General features: G+C 55.5%; 22 protein-coding genes, 1 pseudogene and 1 other annotated feature. Of the genes and pseudogenes, 14 read left to right on the forward strand and 9 right to left on the reverse strand.

Annotation, left to right across the window (positions count from 1 at the left end; genetic code table 11):
- Positions 1-254: 254 nt before the first annotated feature.
- The 11 genes from ACLEIV_RS00410 (at position 255) to hisIE (ending at position 11817) form a co-directional block, all read left to right on the forward strand.
- Positions 255-1253, forward strand: coding sequence for a TAXI family TRAP transporter solute-binding subunit (locus ACLEIV_RS00410; RefSeq protein WP_410454693.1), 999 nt, complete (start codon positions 255-257; stop codon positions 1251-1253).
- A gap of 69 nt (positions 1254-1322) precedes the next feature.
- Positions 1323-3251, forward strand: coding sequence for a TRAP transporter permease (locus ACLEIV_RS00415; RefSeq protein WP_410454694.1), 1929 nt, complete (start codon positions 1323-1325; stop codon positions 3249-3251).
- Positions 3252-3386: 135 nt separating this feature from the next.
- Complete coding sequence (locus ACLEIV_RS00420; RefSeq protein WP_410454695.1) at positions 3387-4268, forward strand: LysR substrate-binding domain-containing protein; 882 nt, start codon at positions 3387-3389, stop codon at positions 4266-4268.
- Between the two features lie 235 nt (positions 4269-4503).
- Positions 4504-4626: a sequence feature (His leader region), on the forward strand.
- 65 nt (positions 4627-4691) lie between these two features.
- A complete protein-coding gene (gene hisG / locus ACLEIV_RS00425; RefSeq protein ID WP_410455078.1) occupies positions 4692-5588 on the forward strand; it encodes an ATP phosphoribosyltransferase in 897 nt (298 codons plus the stop codon).
- Between the two features lie 3 nt (positions 5589-5591).
- Positions 5592-6884 (forward strand): histidinol dehydrogenase, encoded by a 1293-nt coding sequence (hisD, locus tag ACLEIV_RS00430; RefSeq protein WP_410454696.1) that lies wholly within the window; start codon positions 5592-5594, stop codon positions 6882-6884.
- Positions 6881-7939: a histidinol-phosphate transaminase gene (gene hisC / locus ACLEIV_RS00435; RefSeq protein ID WP_410454697.1), complete on the forward strand. Its 1059-nt coding sequence runs from the start codon at positions 6881-6883 to the stop codon at positions 7937-7939. Before hisD ends, hisC begins: the two co-directional genes overlap by 4 nt.
- A complete protein-coding gene (hisB, locus tag ACLEIV_RS00440) occupies positions 7940-9028 on the forward strand; it encodes a bifunctional histidinol-phosphatase/imidazoleglycerol-phosphate dehydratase HisB (RefSeq protein ID WP_410454698.1) in 1089 nt (362 codons plus the stop codon).
- A gap of 8 nt (positions 9029-9036) precedes the next feature.
- Positions 9037-9627, forward strand: a complete 591-nt coding sequence (gene hisH, locus ACLEIV_RS00445; RefSeq protein ID WP_410455079.1) for an imidazole glycerol phosphate synthase subunit HisH — start codon at positions 9037-9039, stop codon at positions 9625-9627.
- 81 nt (positions 9628-9708) lie between these two features.
- Complete coding sequence (hisA, locus tag ACLEIV_RS00450; protein ID WP_410454699.1) at positions 9709-10446, forward strand: 1-(5-phosphoribosyl)-5-[(5-phosphoribosylamino)methylideneamino]imidazole-4-carboxamide isomerase; 738 nt, start codon at positions 9709-9711, stop codon at positions 10444-10446.
- Positions 10428-11201 carry an imidazole glycerol phosphate synthase subunit HisF gene (gene hisF / locus ACLEIV_RS00455; protein WP_410454700.1) on the forward strand — a complete coding sequence of 258 codons (774 nt, stop codon included), beginning with the start codon at positions 10428-10430 and terminating at the stop codon, positions 11199-11201. The genes hisA and hisF overlap by 19 nt, the downstream gene beginning before the upstream one ends.
- Positions 11194-11817 carry a bifunctional phosphoribosyl-AMP cyclohydrolase/phosphoribosyl-ATP diphosphatase HisIE gene (hisIE, locus tag ACLEIV_RS00460; protein ID WP_410454701.1) on the forward strand — a complete coding sequence of 208 codons (624 nt, stop codon included), beginning with the start codon at positions 11194-11196 and terminating at the stop codon, positions 11815-11817. The genes hisF and hisIE overlap by 8 nt, the downstream gene beginning before the upstream one ends.
- A gap of 365 nt (positions 11818-12182) precedes the next feature.
- Here the strand turns inward: hisIE and ACLEIV_RS00465 are convergent, their stop codons facing one another.
- Positions 12183-12596, reverse strand: coding sequence for a lysozyme inhibitor LprI family protein (locus ACLEIV_RS00465; protein WP_410454702.1), 414 nt, complete (start codon positions 12594-12596; stop codon positions 12183-12185).
- 115 nt (positions 12597-12711) lie between these two features.
- On the opposite strand from ACLEIV_RS00465, the pseudogene ACLEIV_RS00470 reads away from it, so the two are divergent.
- Positions 12712-13283 (forward strand): annotated as a pseudogene (locus tag ACLEIV_RS00470) (ISAs1 family transposase); the annotation flags it as partial.
- A gap of 57 nt (positions 13284-13340) precedes the next feature.
- Here the strand turns inward: ACLEIV_RS00470 and ACLEIV_RS00475 are convergent.
- The 8 genes from ACLEIV_RS00475 to ACLEIV_RS00510 form a co-directional block, all read right to left on the reverse strand.
- The gene (locus tag ACLEIV_RS00475) at positions 13341-13823 is read right to left on the reverse strand and encodes a GNAT family N-acetyltransferase (protein WP_410454703.1); all 483 of its coding nucleotides are present in this window, start codon (positions 13821-13823) and stop codon (positions 13341-13343) included.
- Between the two features lie 23 nt (positions 13824-13846).
- On the reverse strand, positions 13847-14251 hold the full coding sequence (locus tag ACLEIV_RS00480) for a hypothetical protein (protein WP_410454704.1): 405 nt from the start codon (positions 14249-14251) through the stop codon (positions 13847-13849).
- A gap of 108 nt (positions 14252-14359) precedes the next feature.
- Positions 14360-14767: a GFA family protein gene (locus ACLEIV_RS00485; RefSeq protein WP_410454705.1), complete on the reverse strand. Its 408-nt coding sequence runs from the start codon at positions 14765-14767 to the stop codon at positions 14360-14362.
- 346 nt (positions 14768-15113) lie between these two features.
- The gene (locus ACLEIV_RS00490) at positions 15114-16157 is read right to left on the reverse strand and encodes an NAD(P)H-dependent flavin oxidoreductase (RefSeq protein ID WP_410454706.1); all 1044 of its coding nucleotides are present in this window, start codon (positions 16155-16157) and stop codon (positions 15114-15116) included.
- Positions 16158-16299: 142 nt separating this feature from the next.
- Complete coding sequence (locus ACLEIV_RS00495; RefSeq protein WP_410454707.1) at positions 16300-16884, reverse strand: O-methyltransferase; 585 nt, start codon at positions 16882-16884, stop codon at positions 16300-16302.
- A gap of 135 nt (positions 16885-17019) precedes the next feature.
- Complete coding sequence (locus tag ACLEIV_RS00500; RefSeq protein ID WP_410454708.1) at positions 17020-17361, reverse strand: SH3 domain-containing protein; 342 nt, start codon at positions 17359-17361, stop codon at positions 17020-17022.
- Between the two features lie 126 nt (positions 17362-17487).
- Positions 17488-17868, reverse strand: coding sequence for a hypothetical protein (locus ACLEIV_RS00505; protein ID WP_410454709.1), 381 nt, complete (start codon positions 17866-17868; stop codon positions 17488-17490).
- Positions 17869-18207: 339 nt separating this feature from the next.
- Complete coding sequence (locus ACLEIV_RS00510) at positions 18208-19737, reverse strand: alkaline phosphatase D family protein (protein WP_410454710.1); 1530 nt, start codon at positions 19735-19737, stop codon at positions 18208-18210.
- Positions 19738-20012: 275 nt separating this feature from the next.
- On the opposite strand from ACLEIV_RS00510, the gene ACLEIV_RS00515 reads away from it, so the two are divergent.
- Positions 20013-20915 (forward strand): DNA replication terminus site-binding protein, encoded by a 903-nt coding sequence (locus ACLEIV_RS00515; RefSeq protein ID WP_410454711.1) that lies wholly within the window; start codon positions 20013-20015, stop codon positions 20913-20915.
- A gap of 205 nt (positions 20916-21120) precedes the next feature.
- Entirely contained in the window at positions 21121-22323 is a 1203-nt protein-coding gene (locus ACLEIV_RS00520; RefSeq protein WP_410454712.1) for a Bcr/CflA family multidrug efflux MFS transporter, read from the forward strand.
- The last annotated feature ends 62 nt before the right edge of the window (positions 22324-22385 follow it).

Below are 22385 nucleotides of genomic sequence, written 5' to 3' on the forward strand. Positions count from 1 at the left end.
ATAAACCACCAAATTCGATGTTCTGATCTACCAAAAAATCTAAAAATAAGTTCAATGTCGGTTCAAAACACCAACAAATTAGAAAATAAGGAATGAATCTATTACCATTTTTCGTTTGATCTCGAACAAAAAATGGTAGACCCTTCGCCCTCATTTACCATCACACAAGGCCGAGAACGCCAGACATCAACAGCCAACGGCTGACACTGACGATGAAACGGACAGAACTCTCGGCTGATAAGGACATTGAATCCATGAAAAAGACATTACTGGCTGCCGCCACCCTGAGCCTGGCCACCGCACTGAGCGGCTGTGATGCCGGTGGCAGCACAGCCAATATCGCGATTGGTCCCGCCGCCAGCACCACCCAGAAAGTATCGCGCATGGTCCTGAGTGCCTACGGCGTTGAAGATGCGGATTTCAACGCCTATCAGGAACGTTTCGGTGACGCCCTGGACGGCGTACAGGATGGCAACATCGATATCTCCATCGGCATAATGGGACTGCCCGCCGGCAGTATCGAAAGCCTGCAGGCCGCCTCGGGTGACGTGGTCATGCTGAGCCTGTCCGACGAGGTCGTGGACAAAATCGAAAAAAACAGCGATTACCGCCGTTTTATTATCGACAAAGACAGCTACAAGTTCCTGGATAAAGACGTGCAGACCATCGCTGCCTTCGCCGTACTGATGGGCAACACCAACACCATCAACGAAGAAATGGGCTATCAGCTGGCCAGGATCATGTATGACCAGGCCGACCAGATCACCCATTCCCAATCCAAGTTCCTGACCCTGGAGCATGCCCTCAACGGTGGCGACTCGCTCAAGATCCACCCGGGCGCCAAGCGTTTCTATGAAGAGAAAGGCCTGACCGTGAATATGCCGGTGGCCGAGCTGGGCAATGTGACTGCCAAGCATGAGTTTATTCTCGGCACCGGCAGCCAGGGCGGCACCTACTATCCGCTGGGCGGCGAAATTGCCACCACCTGGAACAACAACATACCGGGCGCCAACTTCACCAACGTAGAAACCAGTGCCTCCATCGAAAACCTGGTCAGCATTCGCGACGACAAGATGGATCTGGGGATGTCTGTCCATGTTCCGGCCCGCAACGCCCTCGAAGGCAAGGCCGAGTTTGAAGGCTCACCGGTCGATAACGCCGCCTTTATCGGCCAGATTTACCCGGAAGTGGTTCAGATCGTCAGTCGCGCCAGCAACAAAGTCTCTTCTTTCGAGAACATCAAGGCAAAATAACCGATCCCGGTCTGGATTGAGGTGGGCATTCGTGCCCGCCTCTTTTTATTTGGTTAATGGAAATCTGCTATGGATAACACTCAAACACCGGAAGCGCTGCTCGAGAAATACGACAAAGAGTCGGCCTTCAGAAAAAACATCGGCCGCTGGGGTTGGATAGTCACCCTGTTTGCGGTCGCCCTGACCAGCTTTCATCTCTATACCGGCTATTTCGGTACCCTCCCCACCCAGAAGCAGGGCGCGGTGCACCTGGGGCTGGCCCTGGGCATGATATTTTTGCTGTATCCGGCCAGTCGCCATGGCATCAACCGCAGTGGCGTGGCCTGGTATGACGTGATTCTGGCTTTCGTGGCCACCTTCGTCGCCTATTACAAGATCCTGTTCTTCAACGAGATTCTTCAGGGCCGCATTACCGGCTATTCGACTTTCGATCTGTTTGTTTCCATTCTCGGCGTGCTGTTCGTGCTGGAAGCGACCCGGCGTACCGTGGGCATGCCCATCGTCATCGTCGCCTCGCTCGCCATCGCCTATGCCCTGTTCGGCAATTTCATTCCGACCCGCATTCTGTCTCACCCCGGCTTCGAACTGACCGATGTGTCGGTCAGTCTCTGGTTCCGGGAGAGCGGCATCTTCGGCACGCCGATCCAGATATCTGCCAAATTCATCTTCTTGTTCCTGTTCTTCGGGGTAGTGCTTACCCGCACCGGCGTAGGCCAGTTCTTCAATGACCTGGCCTTTGCCTGCACCGGCCGTTACACCGGCGGCAGCGCCAAGGCCGCGGTGATCGCCAGCGCCTTTCAGGGCATGATTTCCGGCAGTTCGGTCGGCAACACGGTAGCATCCGGCTCCTTCACCATTCCGATGATGAAGAAAGCCGGCTTCAAGCCCGAGTTTGCCGCCGCCAGCGAAGCCGCCGCCTCGACCGGCGGCCAGATCATGCCGCCGCTGATGGGGGCCGCCGCCTTTATCATGGTGGAGTACATCGGGGTCTCCTACGCCGAGATCATGATGGCCGCCATCATTCCCGCCGTGCTCTACTTCAGCGGCATCTTCATCGGCGCCCACTTCGAAGCCAAGAAACAAGGTATTCTGGGTATTCCCAAGGATCAGCTGCCGAGCAAACTGGGGCTACTCAAACGTCAGGGGTACATGCTGCTGCCACTGGTAGTGGTGGTCGGCACCATTCTCTCCGGTTTCACCGCCCAGCGCGCCGCCCTGCTCGGTATTGCCGCCGCGCTGATCGTCAGCATGGTCAGAAAGGACACCCGGCTGTCGCCCAAATCGATGCTGTCTCTGCTTGAGCAAGGTGCGCGGGTGGCCTTGCCGGTGATCGCCGCCGTCGCCACCGCCGGTATTATTGCCGGTGTGGTGGGCATGACAGGGCTGGGGGCCAAGTTTGCCGCCGGTATCATCAACCTGGCCGACGGCACCCTGATCCTGGCACTGATCTTCACCATGATCGCCTGTATCGTGCTGGGCATGGGGCTGCCGACCACCGCCAACTACGTGGTGACCGCCACCATAGCGGCACCGGCGCTGATCAACGAATTCGGCCTGGCGCCCATTGCCGTGCACCTGTTCGTGTTCTACTTCGGCATAGTGGCGGATATTACCCCTCCGGTCTGTCTGGCCGCCTATGCCGGGGCCGGTATCGCCCGGGCCAACCCGATGAAAACCGGGGTCACCGCGGTCAAGCTGGCCATCGGTGCCTTCATCATCCCCTATGTGTTCGTCTATAACCCGATACTGGTGATGGTGGACGTGAACCTGCCGGAACTGGCCATGGCGCTGGCGTTTGCCCTGCTGGGCATGATGGCCATCAGCAGCTCGCTGATTGGCTATTTCATTCGCCCCAGCTCGATGATAGAACGCACTATGCTGCTCGCCGCCGGCCTGGCCATGGTAATGCCCGGTGCCATCAGCTCCGGTGCCGGCCTGACGCTGATTGCTGTCTGCTACTGGCTGCAGCGCCAGCGGCCCGTACTGGCTACCGTATAAAAGAACTGCAAGGCGTGGGGGAAGTCTCTCACGCCTTTTACCTTCCTGCTCACCCCCCTCCCGCCTTACCTCTAATATTCAAGCTGTCAAGACACAGGTATACTAGCGGCCTGTTTTCTATCGATGAACGGATTCATGCGCTATCTCCCTTCTATTGCGGCCATGCAGTGTTTTGAAGCCGCCGCCAGACACCTGAGTTTTACCCGTGCAGCCGACGAGCTCAGCCTGACCCAGAGTGCAGTCAGCAAGCAGGTAGCCCAGCTGGAGTCGTTCCTTAATCGCAAGCTGTTTCGGCGGGTACGCCGCTCCCTGTGTCTGACGCCGGAAGGCGCCATCTACATCGGCGAAGTACGCAAAATCCTGGCTCAGCTGGAAATGTCGTCCCAGTACATCATGTCCTACAACAGCCACCTCGATGTGCTCAAGATAGCGACCCTGCCAACCTTCGGCAGCCACTGGCTGACACCGCGACTGACCGCCTTTCTCGACCGTCATTCCCATATCAGCCTGGATTGCTGCGAGCAGGTCGAGCCCTTCGATCTGGACAAGGAAGGCATCGATATCGCCTTTTTTTACGGCCATGGCAGCTGGCCCGGCCTGGAATGTCACCGCTTGTTCGATGAAGAAGTGGTGCCCGTCTGCTCGCCGACGCTGCTTAACAGCCAGGCTCTGGGCTCACCGCTGGATCTGACCCGTTACCGGCTGATGCACCTCTCGACCCGGCCCCGGGCCTGGCACGACTGGTTCGCCTCCCAGAGCCTGACCACTGAGCACAGCTACCAGGGTAACCGCTTCGAAACCTTCCACATGCTGATCCGGGCCACCATCGCAGGCGTCGGCATCGCCCTGCTGCCGCGCTTTTTGATTGAAGGCGAGCTGACGCGCGGGGAGCTGATCATGCCTTGGTCCCATTCCCTGATCAGCGCCAACGGCTATTATCTGGCCTACCCTGAGCGGCTGGGCGAAGTGGAAAAAGTCCGCCTCTTTGCCGAATACCTGCTGCACCAGACCGACTAGCAAGCGGGATATTGCACTGGCAGCGCGGGAATAATTATTTATATTTTCTGCAGAAAACCATATTCACCCTATAGTCCACCATGGGCTCGCCTGAGCCGGAAAATCGGCCGGCGATGGCTCGGGAAGTTTCTTGTCATCCGGGGTTGGCAAATCCGATCCGGCTTGCTAAGGTGGGCGCAGACCGATTAGAAGCAACACAGGCCAACCCTATTATGAACTTCCTGCACAACGCCAAGCATCACCATCATCATCCCGACTAGGCTTTCAGAATTTTATTCTGGAAGGCCTATCTCTTGGCGGCTTCCAGCAGGACAGAATATCTAAACCCTCGGAAGCATGGCTCCGAGGGTTTTTTCGTTTTACGGCTTTATTTTTACACAGTTCATTTATCAGACTACAGACAGGGAACACAACATCATGACACTGGATCAAAATCGTCTTCGCATCGCCATTCAGAAATCAGGCCGCCTCAGCACCGAATGCCAGAAACTGCTCAAGGGCTGCGGCGTCAAACTCAACCTGCGTGAACAGCGCCTGATCGCCCACGCCGAAAACATGCCCATCGACTTACTGCTGGTGCGTGATGACGACATTCCCGGTCTGGTGATGGACGGTGTCGTCGACCTGGGTGTGGTCGGTGAAAACGTGCTGGAAGAAACCCTGATGGAACGCCAGGCCCAGGGCCAAAGCGCCGATTACAGCGTGCTCAAGCGCCTGGACTTCGGCGGTTGCCGGCTGTCGCTGGCGGTGGCGCAGGAGTTCGACTACCAGGGTCCGGAAAGCTTGGAAGGCAAGCGTATCGCCACCTCCTACCCCTGGTTGCTCAAGCGCTACATGGACCGTCAGGGCGTCACATTCAAGAGCGTCATGCTGAACGGCTCGGTAGAAGTGGCGCCACGTGCCGGGGTGGCCGACGCCATCTGTGATCTGGTGTCTACCGGCGCCACCCTGGAAGCCAACGGCCTGGTCGAAACCGACGTCATCTTCCGCTCCAAGGCCGTACTTATCCAGAGCGCCAGCACCCTGCCAACCGCCAAGCAACAGGTTATCGACCGCCTGCTGCCCCGAATTCAGGGCCTGCAACAGGCGCGTGAAAGCAAATACATCATGCTGCACGCCCCCAAGGATCGGTTGGAAGCGGTCATCAATCTGTTGCCCGGCGCCGAACGCCCGACCATCATGCAACTGGCCGGTGAAAGCAACCAGGTGGCCATTCACATGGTGAGCGGCGAAGACATGTTCTGGGAAACCATGGAAGGCCTCAAGGCCCTGGGCGCCTCCTCCATTCTGGTGCTGCCCATCGAGAAGATGATGGAGTAAAACATGAATATTCTCGACTGGAATCAATTGAATACCACCGGCCAGGCAGACGCGCTGCGCCGCCCGGCCCAAGCCCTGGCCGGCCGCGAAGCCCAGGTAGCCGACATCATCAACAAGGTACGCGAGGGTGGTGACACCGCCCTGATTGAGCTGACCCGTACTCTGGACAAAGCCGATCGCAGCACGCTGCAGCTGTCACCACAGGAAATCGACACCGCCGCCAGCCGCGTGAGTGATGAGCTGAAGGCCGCCATCGAGCTGGCCATCGTCAACATAGAAACCTTTCACCGGGCCCAGTTACCGCAACCCATAGCGCTGGATACCAGCCCGGGGGTGCGCTGCGAGCTGCACTTTCAGCCGATAGAAAGAGTCGGTCTCTATGTGCCCGGTGGCAGCGCGCCCTTAGTATCCACCGTGATGATGCTGGCCATCCCGGCCCGACTGGCCGGCTGTGAACGAGTGGTATTGTGCTCACCGCCGCCCATCAATGACGCCATCATCTATACCGCCCGCCGCTGTGGTGTGGATGCCATCTATACCCTGGGCGGCGCTCAGGCGGTCGCAGCCATGGCCTACGGCAGCGAGAGCGTAACCAAGGTTGACAAGATTTTCGGCCCCGGAAACACCTGGGTAACCGAAGCCAAACAGCAGGTATCTTCGGACGTAAATGGCGCCGCCATCGACATGCCCGCCGGCCCCTCCGAAGTACTGGTGATCGCCGACGACAGTGCCGATGCCGACTTTGTCGCCTCGGATCTGCTGTCTCAGGCCGAGCACGGCCCCGACTCCCAGGTGATACTGGTGACGCCGAGCCGTGCGCTGGCGGAAAAGGTCAACGCCGCGCTGATACAACAGCTGGAACAGCTGACTCGCGCCGACATCGCCCGTCAGGCCCTGGCCGAAAGCCGTACCTTTATCTGCGACGATCTGGCACAGGCCGTGGCTATCTCCAACGCCTATGCCCCCGAGCACCTGATAGTACAAACCGCCGAGCCCCGCGCCCTGCTGCCGGGCCTCAAGAACGCCGGCTCCATCTTCCTCGGCGCCTGGACCCCGGAGTCGGTGGGCGATTACGCCAGCGGCACCAATCACACCCTGCCGACCTACGGCTATTCGCGCACCTATTCCAGCCTGGGGCTGGCCGATTACCAGCGCCGCTTTACGGTACAGGAGCTAAGCCCGGAAGGCCTGCGCGCCATAGGCCCAGCAGTCGAGCTGCTGGCCGCCACCGAAACTCTGGATGCCCACAAGAATGCGGTCAGCCTGCGGCTGGCCAAACTGGAGAAGCAAGCATGAGCATCACCCAACTGGCCCGCACCCAGGTGCAGGCCCTGACCCCTTATCAGTCGGCACGGCGCATCGGTGGCCAGGGCCACATCTGGCTCAACGCCAACGAAGCGGCCGACAGCGGCGAATACAGCCTGGATTGCGCGCGGTTGAACCGCTATCCCGAATGTCAGCCGCCCCAGGTGATCAACCGCTATGCGGCCTATGCGGGAGTGACCGCAGAGCAGGTACTGGTCAGCCGTGGTGGCGACGAAGGCATAGAACTGCTGATCCGCACCTTCTGCGAGCCGGGCCGGGACCAGATCCTGCTCTGCTCGCCTACCTACGGCATGTATGCCATCAGCGCCGAGACCAACGGCGTGGGCATCATCGATGTGCCGCTGCGAGAGGATCGTCAGCCCGACTTCGATGGCATCATCGAGCAACTCGATCAGGTCAAACTGGTGTTCTTGTGCTCGCCCAATAATCCCACCGGCGATCTGGTGGACCGCGCCGGGCTGCTGCGCCTGCTCGAGGCCGCAAAGGATCGCGCCCTGGTGGTGGTGGACGAGGCCTACATCGAATTCTGCCCCGAGTCCACCCAGGCCGGGTTACTGGCCGACTACCCGCAACTGGTGCTGATCCGCACCCTGTCCAAGGCCTTCGGCCTGGCCGGACTGCGCTGCGGCTTTACTCTGGCCAACCCGGAGGTCATCGGCCTGCTGCTGAAGGTCATCGCTCCCTACCCGGTACCCGAGCCGGTCGCCCAGATTGCCGCCCAGGCCCTGAGCGAGGACGGGCTGGCCACCATGCGTGAGCGGGTGGCCGAGATCAACGCCCTCAAGGCGACCCTCGCCGAGCAGTTACGCCAGAACCCCCAGGTACAGCACGTCTTCGCTCCCAACGGCAACTACCTGCTGGTACGCTTCACACCCGGCAGCCATGTCTTTGCCCGCATGAGCAAGGCCGGTATCATACTGCGGGATTTTGCCAGCAAACCCGGACTTTCCGACTGTATTCGAATCACCATCGGCAACAGTGCCGAAATGGACGCGGTACTCCAGATACTGCAACAGGAGCAATAAGTGACTAAGGAACGTATCTTATTTATCGATCGCGACGGCACCATGGTAGAAGAGCCGGCGGTGGACAAACAACTGGACCGGCTCGACAAACTGGCCTTTCTGCCGGGCGTTATTCCGGCCCTGCTCAAGCTGCAGGACGCCGGCTACAAGCTGGTGATGGTCACCAACCAGGACGGCCTGGGCACCGACAGCTTTCCGCAAGCCGACTTTGATGCCCCGCACAACCTGATGATGCAGATCCTCAACTCTCAGGGCGTAAACTTTCAGGACGTGCTGATCTGCCCCCACTTCCAGCATGACGACTGTGCCTGCCGCAAACCACGTCTGGGCCTGGTGAAAGACTACCTGCAGGCCGGCCGCATCGACTTTACCGACTCCTGGGTGATCGGCGATCGCCAGACCGACATGGGACTGGCCGAGAACATGGGACTAAAGGGTCTGCACTACGGTCACGGTGACGCAGCAGGCCAGGAGAAGCTGGGCTGGCCCCAGATAGTGGCGCGTCTGCTGAGCCGCGGCCGCACCGCCGAGGTGACCCGCACCACCAAGGAAACCGACATTCGCATCGCGCTTGATCTGGACACCCAGGGCGGCAACCAGATTAACACCGGGCTGCACTTCTTCGATCACATGCTGGATCAGATAGCCACCCACGGCGGTTTTCAGCTGACAGTGGCGGTGGAGGGCGATCTGCACATCGACGATCATCACACGGTAGAAGACACGGCACTGGCCCTGGGCGAGGCGCTGCGCAAGGCGCTTGGCAACAAGCGCGGCATCGGCCGGTTCGGCTTTGTGCTGCCGATGGACGAATGTGAAGCCGCCGTCACCCTGGATCTGTCGGGTCGCCCCTACATGAAGTTCGACGGTGACTTCCGACAAGACAAGGCCGGCGATCTGTCGGTAGAAATGGTGCCGCACTTCTTCCGCAGCTTGAGCGACAGCCTGGCCGCCAATATTCACCTCAAGGTGACCGGCGACAACACCCACCACATGGTGGAAAGCGTGTTCAAGGGCTTCGGTCGTGCCCTGCGTCAGGCCATCAAGGTGGAAGGCAACGAACTTCCCTCCAGCAAGGGGGTTCTGTGAGCCATCCCGTGAACGTCGTGATCATCGATACCGGCTGTGCCAACCTGTCGTCGGTGCGCTATGCCATCGAACGCCTGGGCTACGAGGTTACCGTCAGCAAGGAGCCCGAAGTGGTGCTGGCCGCCGACAAGCTGCTGTTGCCCGGCGTGGGCACCGCCCGCGAGGCGATGAAAAACCTGAAAGAGCGCAATCTGATTGGCCTCATCAACCGGCTGCAGCAACCGGTGCTGGGCATTTGTCTCGGCATGCAGATGCTGGTGAGCCGCTCAGAAGAAGGGGAAGTCGACTGCTTGGGCAAAATTGACGCCGACTGCACCCACATGGAAAGCAGCGACGGCATTCGCCTGCCTCACATGGGCTGGAACCAAATTACTCCCATGCCCGGTCACCCCTTGTTCAAGGATATTCCCGAAGGCAGTTTCTTCTACTTCGTGCATTCCTATGCGGTACCGGTGGGTGAATATACCCTGGCCTCGAGCCAGCATGGCCAGACCTTCAGCGCCGCCATCGGCCAGGCCAATTTTTTTGGTGTGCAATTCCACCCGGAACGTTCCGGCGCCGCCGGGGCCCAACTGCTGAAGAACTTTCTGGAGCTTTAAATGAGCATTCCTGCCATAGAACTGAATGATGGGATGCGGCAAGGTGCCCGACAGCTGAACATTTTTCTGGAGCCGTAACACATGATTATTCCCGCCATAGACTTGATTGGTGGCAAGGTAGTGCGCCTGTATCAGGGTGACTATCAGCAAAAAACCGAATATACCGCCTCGCCACAAGAGCGGTTCGACCTCTATGTGGCCGAAGGCGCCACCCAGCTGCACCTGGTGGATCTGGACGGCGCCAAGGACAGCAACCGACGCCAGCTTGAGGTGATCAAACAGCTGATTGAAAACACCCCGGTACCGGTGCAGATAGGCGGCGGCATCCGTACCGAGCAGGACGTGAAGGATCTGCTCGACATCGGCGCCCAGCGGGTGGTGATCGGCTCCACCGCGGTCAAGAAACCCGAGCTGGTCACCAGCTGGATCAAGCAGTACGGCCCCGATCGTATCGTGCTGGCGCTGGACATCAACATTACGCCCTTTGGCGAGAAGAAAATCGCCATCGCCGGCTGGCAGGAAGACAGCGGCATCACCATAGAAGCCCTGCTCGAACATTACCTGCCCGCCGGCCTCTGCCATGTGCTGTGCACCGACATCTCCAAGGACGGCACCCTCTCCGGCTCCAACGTGGCGCTGTATCGCGAGCTGGCCGCCCGCTACCCCACCATACTGTGGCAGGCGTCCGGCGGTATCGGCAACATAGATGATGTGGACGCGCTCAAGGGCACCGGCGTGGCCGGGGTGATTCTGGGGCGCTCTCTGCTCGAGGGTAAATTCACCGTGGCGGAGGCAATCGCATGTTGGCAAGACGCATAATTCCCTGTCTGGACGTCAAGGACGGCCAGGTGGTCAAGGGCGTAAAATTCCGCAACCACGAGATCATCGGCGACATAGTGCCCCTGGCCCAGCGCTATGCGGCCGAAGGCGCCGACGAGCTGGTGTTTTATGACATCACCGCCAGCAGTCAGGACCGCGTCGTCGACAAGAGCTGGGTCAGCCGGGTGGCAGAAGTGATCGACATTCCCTTCTGCGTCGCCGGCGGCATAAAATCCGTCGAAGACGCAGGCCGCTTGCTGGAATTCGGCGCCGACAAGATCTCCATCAACTCCCCGGCTCTGGCCAACCCCGCGCTCATCACCGAACTGGCAGACACCTTCGGCGTGCAGTGCATAGTCGTAGGCATCGACTCCTACTTCGATGAAGCCACCGGACTCTATCAGGTGCATCAGTTCACCGGCGACGAAAGCCGTACCCAGGTGACCAAGTGGAGCACCTTCGACTGGGTGCAGGAAGCACAACAACGGGGCGCCGGCGAAATCGTGCTCAACGTGATGAACCAGGACGGCGTGCGCCAGGGTTATGACCTTGAGCAACTACAACGGGTACGGGCCATCTGCAGAGTGCCGCTGATCGCCTCGGGCGGCGCCGGCGAAATGGTACACTTCCGTGACGCCTTTCAACAGGCAGATGTCGACGGCGCCCTGGCCGCCTCGGTCTTTCACAAGGGCATCATCAATATCGGTGAGCTCAAGCAGTATCTGAAACAGGAAGGAGTGGTAATACGTGACTGATAGTAAAGCGTTTGATGCCGGTACGCTGGACTGGGACAAGGTCGACGGCCTGATGCCCACCGTGGTGCAGGACTGCCACAGCGGCCGGGTGCTGATGCTGGGTTACATGAACAAGGAGGCACTGGCAAAAACCCTGGAAACCCGTCAGGTCACCTTTTTCAGCCGCACCAAGAACCGGCTGTGGACCAAAGGCGAAAGCTCCGGTCATGTATTGCAGCTCAAGGACATCGGTACCGACTGCGATAACGACACATTGCTGGCGATTGTAGAGCCGGTTGGCCCCACCTGCCACCTGGGCAACGTGTCCTGTTTCAACGAGCAGCAAGTGCCCGACCTGACCTTTCTCGCCGAGCTGGAGCAGGTCATCGCCAGCCGCAAGGGCGCCGATCCCGCATCCAGCTACACCGCCAGCCTGTATGCCAGCGGCACCAAGCGCATCGCCCAGAAGGTGGGTGAAGAAGGGGTGGAAACCGCCCTCGCCGCCACGGTGCACGATCACGACGAACTGGTGTGCGAGTCCGCCGACTTGCTTTATCACCTGACGGTGCTGCTACAGCAGGAAGGCCTGCAACTGAGTGACGTGGTCGCCAAGCTGCAAGAACGCCACAGCAAATAAACGCAAAAGGCGGGCCACAAGGCCCGCCTTTCTTTATGTGGCCGAAAAGGCATTCACCCTCTGCAGGCCCCGATGTATTGGGGAAAATACCCTCAGCAACGCCGCCCCTCTCCCAGGCAAAAACTGACAGTTGACGGCATTAAACCACTTCGTTCAGATGTGTTTTATGTAAAATAGATAACCAGAACATCAAGTAACTACGCCCCCCGCACCATCCTGCAATACGGCCAAAAGACGCAGGCTTCGTGGTAGCAACCACACTGTTGAACCGCATGGCCTTAAAGCCAAGCTCCACCGCCTGCTGCTGCGAATGCTCACACAGTCGCCCTCGCCTGCTCAAACGACATCCCCGGATCAAAGGCATATTACTCTTTTGGTTCAGGTAAAACCGGTGGCGTACTATCCATATAAGTTAAGAAATTATCCCAAATTTCATGACTTCTTTGTTTCGTTAGCTTTGTTTTACAAGAAATGGCCATTAAGCCCCGAATTGTACCGTCACGCCACTGCGTATAGACAGAGTTACAATGTGATGCCATATACGCCCGCCAATCTTCTTGAGCAACCTTTATTGAGGCAATCAATGTTGCATCACCGGCATGACGCTCAAAACCTGCCTCCAAGTATTTCCTTAACTCAGCTTTTGCCGAACCCAACTCGCTTATTGCACATTCATTGATTTCAATTGTATTTTTGGGGTCATTACAATCGACAATTTCTTCGGTTGCCATTACTGAAAATGACAAGCACGTTAAAACCAATAAAACATACCTTTTCATAATTTACTCCGAAAGCAGATACCACGTTACACCGACCTGAAAATGCATAGTTTGTTTAGATTCGAGCCACCAGGTGGCTTAAGCGTCTTGAACTTCCATCCAAGGTTAGGAGTTACTGCATCGCGCGGTTCAGCACGCGCTCAGACCGCTCCACTCGGCAGCAACCGACCAATGTAACAGTGGAAAAGGCCATGGGCGCATTGAAGTCAGAGAATATCATGTGCTGCCTGTTGATAACGTGGCCAGCGACTTCCCGGAGTGGACGGGCTTGAAAACACGGGGCGTAGCCATCGGCTATCGGCTGGAAAAATCAGGAAAACAGTCCCTCGAGTATCGCTACTACATCTGTTCGGCAGCCTGGACAAGGCTCGTTTCGCTGCCGCCGTGCGGGAGCACTGGCGTATCGAGAACAGTCTGCACTGGGTGCTGGACGTATCGATGAACGAAGATTATTGCCCTATCTACCGTGCTGAGGCGGCTGAAATCCTGGCTTGCATGCGGCACGTGGCGCTGAATATGTCGCGAGCCGAAACCACGAAAAAGGCCAGTATCCGGCGGAAACAGAAGATAGCGAGTATGAGCAGCACCTATCTGGAGCAAGTACTTATCGCGGGTCTTCGCTCAATGGGTGAAAATGAATATACCTGCTCTCACCCTGGCTCACCAGATTTCCGTATGCCACCGTAAAAATAAGTCGACGCAAAACAAAAATGCCACCCACTGGCTGTCCCTCTTGAATGTGCTTTACATCCAAAGTACTCGCTGCATCAGTTGAGCACCTTCACCATAACTTTTGCAGACTTCTTGCTCTACTGGTGTAAATCCTTGTTTTTGCCAGAACAACATTGAATTTTGAATCGAGACCAACCTGATTTGTTTGTAGCCTGAAAGGGTCGCTACTCTTACTAGATGAGTAATCATTGTTGAACCAACACCCTTTCCAAATGAAGAATTGGACACGGCTAAATCATGAAGGAATAAAATTGGCCCTTCTGTTCCTCTTGGCAATGTCTGGAATAGCTTAGGAGGTGAATCATTGTTCCAGGAATGCGCCAACAAATACCCCATCAGTTGCTCGCCTTCTCGACAGATAAAACAACAACGGGGTGATCTAAACCATTTATCCTTCAAGACCTCAATACTCTCAGGCTTAACAAAAAGGTACACTTCGGCTTGCAACCTCAGTATTTCAGACCATGTTGATTCCACAATAGGTTCTATTGACATACTCAATCCTGAAATTATTACGACTAACGGCTAACCCGATACCTGGCTAATGATGGACGTTCGCAATCCATTGTTTCAATGTAGATATTGCGCTCTTTCCACATCACTTCCATATCATAAAGACAAAATGAATACTTAGTTGGGTCTACAACCCAGTTGCCATTAACTTCAACCGACACCGACGTAAACAATTCATTATCATTACCCCACCAAACCAAAACCAAATACCTACAACTTTCACCATTATGGAAAATAGCGAACGCAGCAGTTTGTTCCCATTCTAGTGTTATTTCAAATTTCACATCGGCAAGCCGATTATTGAAAGCCACCATGTTTATTGATTCTTCATCTGCTGAAATGGTGTAAATTTTAACTCCGTCGGCATCTAGCCAATCTTGCTCACCTTCCAGTTTTCGTGACTTGTACATTGTACCTCCTTGTATGATTAACACCGCCAGCACCCGCGGCTTTGTAATGCAGTAAACGCCGTCACTAAAAAGCCGTCGCTGTGCCTGGCCTTGTTAGCGACAGCTGAATTATGGCTGTTTATCATATATCGCAACGCCTTCCGGTATAGAATACCAGTCTTGCTTCTCGCTGACCCAAACATGGGCCGTCGGTTTAATGATGCTGGTGTCTGACAGGTTTGATGGTTTGAGCTTTATCTTCTTGGGCTCTTTCGGATCAAAATGATATATCCTGTTTCCACAGGTTGGGCAAAACCTTGCTCCATTTATGTTTCCGCTATCTGCGACTCTGTTCCATTCAACCATCTTGCCCTTAAACTCAACCGAGTCAGAATCTACAACCGCTGTAATGCTAAATGCACTTGTAGAGAGTTTCTGGCATTCTTTGCAGTGGCACGCGACCACCATCAGTGGCGCCGAAAACAATTGATACTCTATTTTCCCGCATTGACACGAGCCTTTAATTGGATATTTCATTCTATCTCCTAGGCTCTATCAGTCATAACACTACCAGAACGTGAAATTTTGCAGTGAAGGCAAAGCCTAACGATAGAAAGTGTCTACTGTTCGTGGCTCACTCAACTATTGTACACCACACTTTCATGCCAAGGTATATAAAACATACAGCCCCGGCAATTTCAATGTCGATGAACGTCATTACAGCACCTTTCAAAACAACACCTAAACCTATAGCAGGAATAGCTGCTAAAAGTCATGTTACACCCAATGCCCAGCAAGTGAATTAAACGAGCCAATCTGATTAACACCGCACTCACCGGAAAATTAGAGCCATAGCGAGCTTTATCCCTCTCAAAGAGGTTTATCAGCACTCTCCAGCCAACTGAACCGTCAGTTCTTTTGCGGAAATTTCTTTGCACCCTTGTGTATTCTGGCCACACCATAAAGGTGAAAAATCGTCAATTCCTTTTCTTTCAGCGTGTTTACGTAATTCTGTCATCTCAATTGAAGCATACGGAAATTCTGGAACTGACGGACTCATATAACCAAGCTCTCTCATAACACGATTCACTATGCCTCGAGCTGGTTTTCCCGAAAAAACATTCGTTAAAGCGGTATGCAAGGACTTTTCATTTTTCAGAGCCTGTCTGTGAAGATCTGAAGTTGAGGCTTCTGGGCATAATAAATAAGCTGTTCCCACTTGTACAGCAGTAGCCCCTAACTTCAAACAAGAATTTATCGAACGTCTATCACCTATACCTCCTGCGGCTATCACAGGAATATTTACTCGACTAACTATCTGGGGAACCAGTGAAATCAACCCCATTTGAGTTGAGATATCTTTAGACAAGAACATCCCTCTGTGACCACCTGCTTCTATTCCTTGTGCAATAATTCCATCCACGCCAAGTGACTCTAACCAAACTGCTTCTTCAACTGTAGTGGCAGATGACACCACCCGTGTTCCCCAACTCTTTACTCGTTGTAGCAAATCACTAGCTGGCAAGCCAAAATGAAAACTAACAAATTCCGGAGCAAACGGCTCAATTGCATCCGCTATTTCATGACTAAAGGGTACTCTATTCGCACCTCCAATCAAGCTATTCACTCCTAAACCTAGCTCATCAAAATAGGGATTCAGTTGATTTCGCCATATGGCCTGCCGTTTTTCATTGTAAGGAAAATCCTCATGACAGAAGAAATTCAGGTTATAAGGATTAGTCGTAGCCGCTTTAATCATTTTTATTTCACTGATGATTTGCTCGATACTTAGCATACCGCAAGGTAAAGAGCCTAACCCCCCCGCTTCACTTACTGCTATGGTTAACGCACTTCCCTGGACTCCAGCCATTGGCGATTGAATAATAGGCAATGCTGTACCTAATAAATCATTATAATTTCTGTTCATCTCATTCCCTTATTTGATGAGAATATAACGCCCTGCCAAGGGGTGAGCAACGCAATACCAATACCGCCGTACACCACCTTAAACACAGAAATCAACTCATAGTAAAAATGCTACGCGTTGCGAATCCCGCTTGAGCAGTCTTTCATACCTTTCTTTCACCTTTGTAAACGAGCAGCTCACCTTTACCTACAGGTACTAATGAAATGCTTAGATTGCTCTGCTTGTTTAACCAAACGGTGAAATTTTCAAGCTCATCTCGATGAGAAATGGCATTATCACATACAAGCAAACCGCCGTTCTTAAGAAGCTTAAACAACTGTTTGGCTAATGACACATACGTTTTCCGGTCTGCATCGAGAAAAATGAAGTCCACATTTTCGGGAACCTCGACTAAAACGTCGCTGACGTCACCCACAAGTTGAGTGATCTTCGAGCTTACATTGGTTTTATCGAAGTTGACTCGGGCTTCTGCCACTTTCTGAGGATTCACCTCCACGGTGTAAACCATACCGTTGTCTGGGAGTGCTGATGCCAGCCAAATGGTAGAATACCCGTTAGAGGTGCCAATTTCCAGGATCCTGCTTGCACCAGTAGCCTTAACAAGTACAGATAGAAACTCACCAGTATCTCTTGTGATACTAAGATATTTCTTTGATTTATCAGATTGAGCCTGGTCGTTCTCGATCCCAAATTGCTCTAAATCTTCCATGATTCGTTTAAATTCCACTGTAACTTCCTCAATAGATATAACTTCGCGTTAAGAGGCTCAGTCATGAAATACATAAATTTCTGCACAATACTTCCCACAAAACCCGACGCGAACCAAAATGTCACCCGTGCAAAATCCCTCTTGAACGCTTCGCTATATGCATTTTACCGTGTACACAGGAATCCACCCCTTTTCACCAGTTGATCTTGAAACGCGATACCAAGAATTGAGTTCAAAAAGGACTAATAGTTGCTCACCTAAAACTGTATTGAGCTCCGAAGCATCGTAATCATGCAGAAAAACACCCTTAGAATTACAGGGTAGCTTATCAATGTATTGAATCGGAGCCCAACCCTGCATGTCTGATTCAGTCGTTACAAATATCCAATCAGGAAATTCGTCATCCATTTCTCCCAGGCTAACTTTTTCACCTTGCTTCAGATATATCGGATTAGGGTATTCAGATATATGTTCTTCAATTACAACAACTTCCATCGTTTTCTCCAAAGCACATAAGACTCAAGCTAAGCGAACAGGCCCGTTACTTTGCAGGAACTGCCGCTTCTTCTACCAGTGCTGTCACCTCGTCAGCTTTCGAGGCCGGCGATGCATGGCTTGCAGCTAGGCGCGGATTGATGCGCGCGGACATTTTCTTCTGATTACCGGGTGAATCATGCGATCTTCGCTGGAAATCTGATACCAGCTCGGCTTCTTCTTCCAGGCCGGAGCCGTGACGTTGTCATCGAACGTCGAGCCCAGTGGTGCTTTCTGTGTTACCGCCATCACCAGCGCCTCATCCGGAGTCAGGTCTTGGCAGAAGCTTTCATGAAACTTGTCTGGCTTGATCCAGAGGTAACTGTCAGGAGCAATATGGGCGATCGCGGCTGGCGGGTTGCCTGAGTGATGCCGCCTCGCCGGCATCCGGCGCGAAAGCGCCACGATGACTTTGCTCCCGTGCGTCGCGCCCCCCCCAGAAGCGGCGGCTGGAAGTACCTGAAACATCGTAACACCCAACATTTTTTGATAGTGAGCATACGCATGCAGACTCTGCAACTTGGGTGGCTTAGAGGCGCGAGATTTTCTGACCTGGCTGGCCACCGAGCGAAACGTGGCGATCAACACTCAAAAACGGCGCTTAACGCTCCTAGGTTTATGTGCCACAAGGTATTGAAGATCGAGCCGGGCCAACACCGTCCACACTACCGCCGGATCTTGCAGGCGATCTGTCCTGGTTGCATCATTGTCAATAAGCGTCCTATTCTGACCCAGTCGAAGAATAATTCAATTGAGACCCTTAAAAAAAAGGCCCGCAGTGCGGGCCGGGTATATCTGGTGGGACGTTCAAGCGGGTTGCAGTACCTTGATAAACAGGGTTTCGTTGTTGAGATCCTTGAGGGTCACGGTCATGGCCCGGCTGTGGGCGTCTATATCCACCTGACCGAAGAACTGCAGACCGGCCAGAGGCGACAGGTTTTGTGTGGCGGGTGATTTCTCGTACACCACCTGCAGGCCAAAGGTGTCGTCCACCTTGCCGGGGCCGAAGCTGCCGGCATTCAGCGGCCCGGACACAAACTCCCAGAATGGCGCAAAGTCGTTAAAGCCGGCTTTGGCCGGATCGTAATAGTGCGCCGCCGTGTAGTGCACGTCGGCGGTAAACCACACCACGTTTTTGATGCCCGCGTCTTTAATACCCTTGAGCAGCCGGGCAATTTCCAGCTCTCTGCCTTTTGCCGTGCCGTGATCGCCGTTGGCCACCGCCTCCCATCGGGTATCACCGTCGGCAACCTGCAGGCCCAGCGGCATGTCGCAGAACACCGCCTTCCAGGTAGCGGTTGAAGCTTCAAGCTGCGCCAGCAGCCAGTCTACCTGGGTCTGCCCCAGAATGGCGGTCTCGGCCCCGGGCTGGGTGTGCAGGTTGGCACTGTTGGGGCCACGATAAGAGCGCATGTCGAGCACAAAGCGGTCCAGCTGCGGGCCAAACGGCAGGCTGCGATAGATTTGCTCGCCGCCTTCGGGGCCACTGCGGCGCATGGGCGCATAGTCAAAAAAGGCGCGGGTGGCCCGTGCCTGCAACAGGGTGGCGCTTTTCACCTGATAACGGGCATCACCGCTCAAATCTTTCGAGGCGGAATAGTTGTTCACTACCTCGTGATCGTCCCACTGCCATATCTGGGCGACCCGACTGTTGAACAGGCGCACGTTCTCGTCCATCAGGTTATAGCGGTAACGACCACGGAACTCCTGGAGGGTTTCGGCCACCTTGCTGACTTCGGGTGTGACCAGATTTTTCCACACCTTGCCGTCTTCCACCTCTATTTGCGCGGGAATGGGGCCATCGGCATAGATGGTGTCGCCGCTGTGCACAAAAAAGTCGGGCTCCTGCTCGGCCATGGTGCGGTAAATTGTCATGCCACCCACTTCCGGGTTAATACCATATCCCTGTCCGGCGGTATCGCCGGACCAGAGAAAACGCACCGGACCAACGGCGGCGGGTGCCGTCATAAAGCTGCCTACCACCCACTCGGACCATTCGCCATTGCCGGCCTCGCGGTAACCCACCCGCACATGAATGCGGCGACCGGCAGGCAGGCCGGTGAGTTCAACCCGGCTGGTAAAGTCGCTGGGCGACAAGGCCCAGGGCCCGCGTACCTTCCCGGGTTGGGTAAAACGGTTATCGGTATCCCACTCCACCCACATGCGTGCCGGACGATCGCTGCGGCCCCACACAATGGCGCTGCTGGCAAGCACGTCACCAATCTGAATGCCGCTTTGCTGTTGCGGCTGGCCGGTGGCGGCCATGGCCGGCGTCTTGCTGAGCAACAGGCCGCCGCCCAGCACCGCCATGCCCTGAAGAAAGTCGCGTCGTTTCATGTCACCCTCTGTTTTAACAAGCAAAGAGCCACTGTAGAAACCGAAGATGAAAATCGGGTAAAGACTGAATGAATAATTGAAGACAATGATGAATAACCATGATCCGAAGATGATAAAATAGCCCGACATGACCGGCAGCCACCCGGTCATGTCGGGCACACCACTCCCACCTCGTATGTGACTCTGGTGGCCGCTCATCCTGTGAAACAGGCAGTTGCACCGGCGCCGGCCGACTGCTACATTCAGAGTCACCTTATGTATGTTGGCATAATAAAATGTTTACTCCTGCGGCCCGACTACGTCATACCTTCTTCGAACTGGAGACCGCCATGGCGGCCTTGTCAGATCTGATCACACTGGCGGCCGACACGGCGCCGGTGAATGCCTGCTGCTTCCCCCTGCCCGATGTGGCCAGCGGCGACGAGCACGAACCGGTCACACAAATCAATGTATCCCGGCTCGATGGCGCGGCGGCCATCGCAGCCACGCAGGACGGTTATCGCCAGTGGTATATCCGCCCCGGCTGTTCGGCCAAGGCCAGCTTTCGTCTGCCGGGTTATCTGGTGCTGCCAACGGCACTCAAACCGGAGCTGCAAGCGCTCACCGAAGACATCAACCGACTCAAGGGCGAGTTTAGAGCCCAGGTGCAGGAAGCCGAGGGCCGCGACAAGAAGTTTGCCCTGGTACACGATACCCTGCCCGGCCTCATTACCCTGCAGGTCTACCGCCATCTGGTGTTGCTGCCACATCCGGTATCGCGACTGGGCTTTACCTGGGCCAACAAACAAATCATCCAGAAGATCGACAAAGACAAGCTGGTCAAACAGCTCACCGACGCCCGGCGCACTCCTCCGCCGCTGACCGACACCCAAACCTGGATACAGTGTGTGGACAGAGAAATCTACGACGTGAAACGGCTGCCAGCGGGCGTCGAACTGCGCCTGCGACGCCCGGTCAAGACCCATCCCATGGTCAATGTTCGCTGGAGCGAGGCGCTCACCCCGCGCCAGCAACAGGTCAAGGCGCACCTGCCGCTGTTGCTGTGTCAGAACGAGTTACCGGCGGTGACCGCACTCGGCAACTACCCGCCCAGCAACAGCCGCAAGCGCCGGGCCGCCCGCATCACCGAAGAACCGCTGATCCCCCGGCTGCATATCTATCCCTACCGGCCAGATTAAAGAAAGCGGTAAGAAAAATCCGGCACCGGGAATACCGCGGGCTGAAACGGCGACGGCAACAATAAGCCTGAAATCAAAAACAAACATACGTCAGACCTTCAGCCACCATGGCGTTGCTTACCGCTTATAGCCATCTCTTAGGTTTTTTGCATGATAATCATTATCATGTTTAAATCGGTTTCCACGATCATATCTGGATGAATCTATGGGTCTGCCCCTTTCCATATTGCTGTTACTCGCCTGCCTCGCCGGCCTCACTCCCCTGGCCATCGATATGTATTTGCCCAGCCTGCCGACCATAGCGCACGACTTTGGCGTACCCGTAGCCCAGGCCCAGCTCACCATTAGCGTATATCTGGCAGGCTTTGCTGTGGGTCAGCTGTTTTACGGCCCGCTGGCCGATGCGGTGGGCCGAAAACCGGTAATGATCGGCGGCCTGACGCTTTTTACCCTGGCAAGCCTGGGATGTGCCAGTGCAGATGACATCCACACCCTGATGGCCTTTCGCCTGCTGCAGGCCATTGGCGGCGCGGCCGGCTCCGTGGTGCTGAATGCCCTGCTGCGAGACATGTTCGAGCGCGACATGTTCGCCAGAATGATGTCGATGGTGATTCTGGTCATGACCCTGGCTCCGCTGCTGGCGCCACTGATCGGCGGTTACCTGCTGCTGATCGCGCATTGGCACAGCATCTTCATCCTGCTCGCCGCCATCGGCCTGGTGGTGACCATCATGCTGACCATCAAGATTCCCGAAACCCTCAAACCCGAGCACCGGCAACCATTTCGCCTGCTGCCGGTGCTGCAGAACTACGCCAAGATCCTCCGCCACCGGGCCGCACTGGGCTACATACTGTGCGGCGCCCTCACCACCGCCTCCATGTTTGCCTTTATTTCCGGCTCGCCGCTGGTATATATCGAACTGTTCGGGGTACCTGCCCAGCACTATGGCCTGCTGTTCGGCATGAACATTCTGCTGATGATGCTACTCACCTTCGCCAACAGTCGACTGGTCAAAACCCTGGGCAGCGATCGCCTGCTCAAACTGGGGCTTACCCTGGCAGCCATTGCCGCCATCGGACTCATTTTCACCGCCAGCACCGGGTTTGGCGGGCTCTGGGGTATAGCCCTGCCGGTCACCCTGCTGATCGCCCAGATAAGCCTGGTCGGTGCCAATGCCATGGCCGGGCTACTCAGCCACTTTCCCGAAGCGGCCGGCACCGCCTCGGCACTGGCCGGTACCAGCCGTTTCGGACTGGGGGCCGTGGCCACTTTTGCGGTTAACGCCAGTCATGTTTCCTCGGCGCTGCCCATGGCGGCGGTGATGACACTCTGTACCTGGGTGGCGCTCGGCAGTTACTGGCTGCTGGTTCATCCGGTTTTGAAAAGGTCCGTCCAGATCCAGCACTGAAAGCCGTTTTTTAATGAGGGCGCAGATGATATAACTAGGAACCGTCGCACTCTGCGACCCGA

It is taken from the genome of Oceanisphaera submarina (assembly GCF_046521305.1).
GTDB lineage: Bacteria > Pseudomonadota > Gammaproteobacteria > Enterobacterales > Aeromonadaceae > Oceanimonas > Oceanimonas submarina.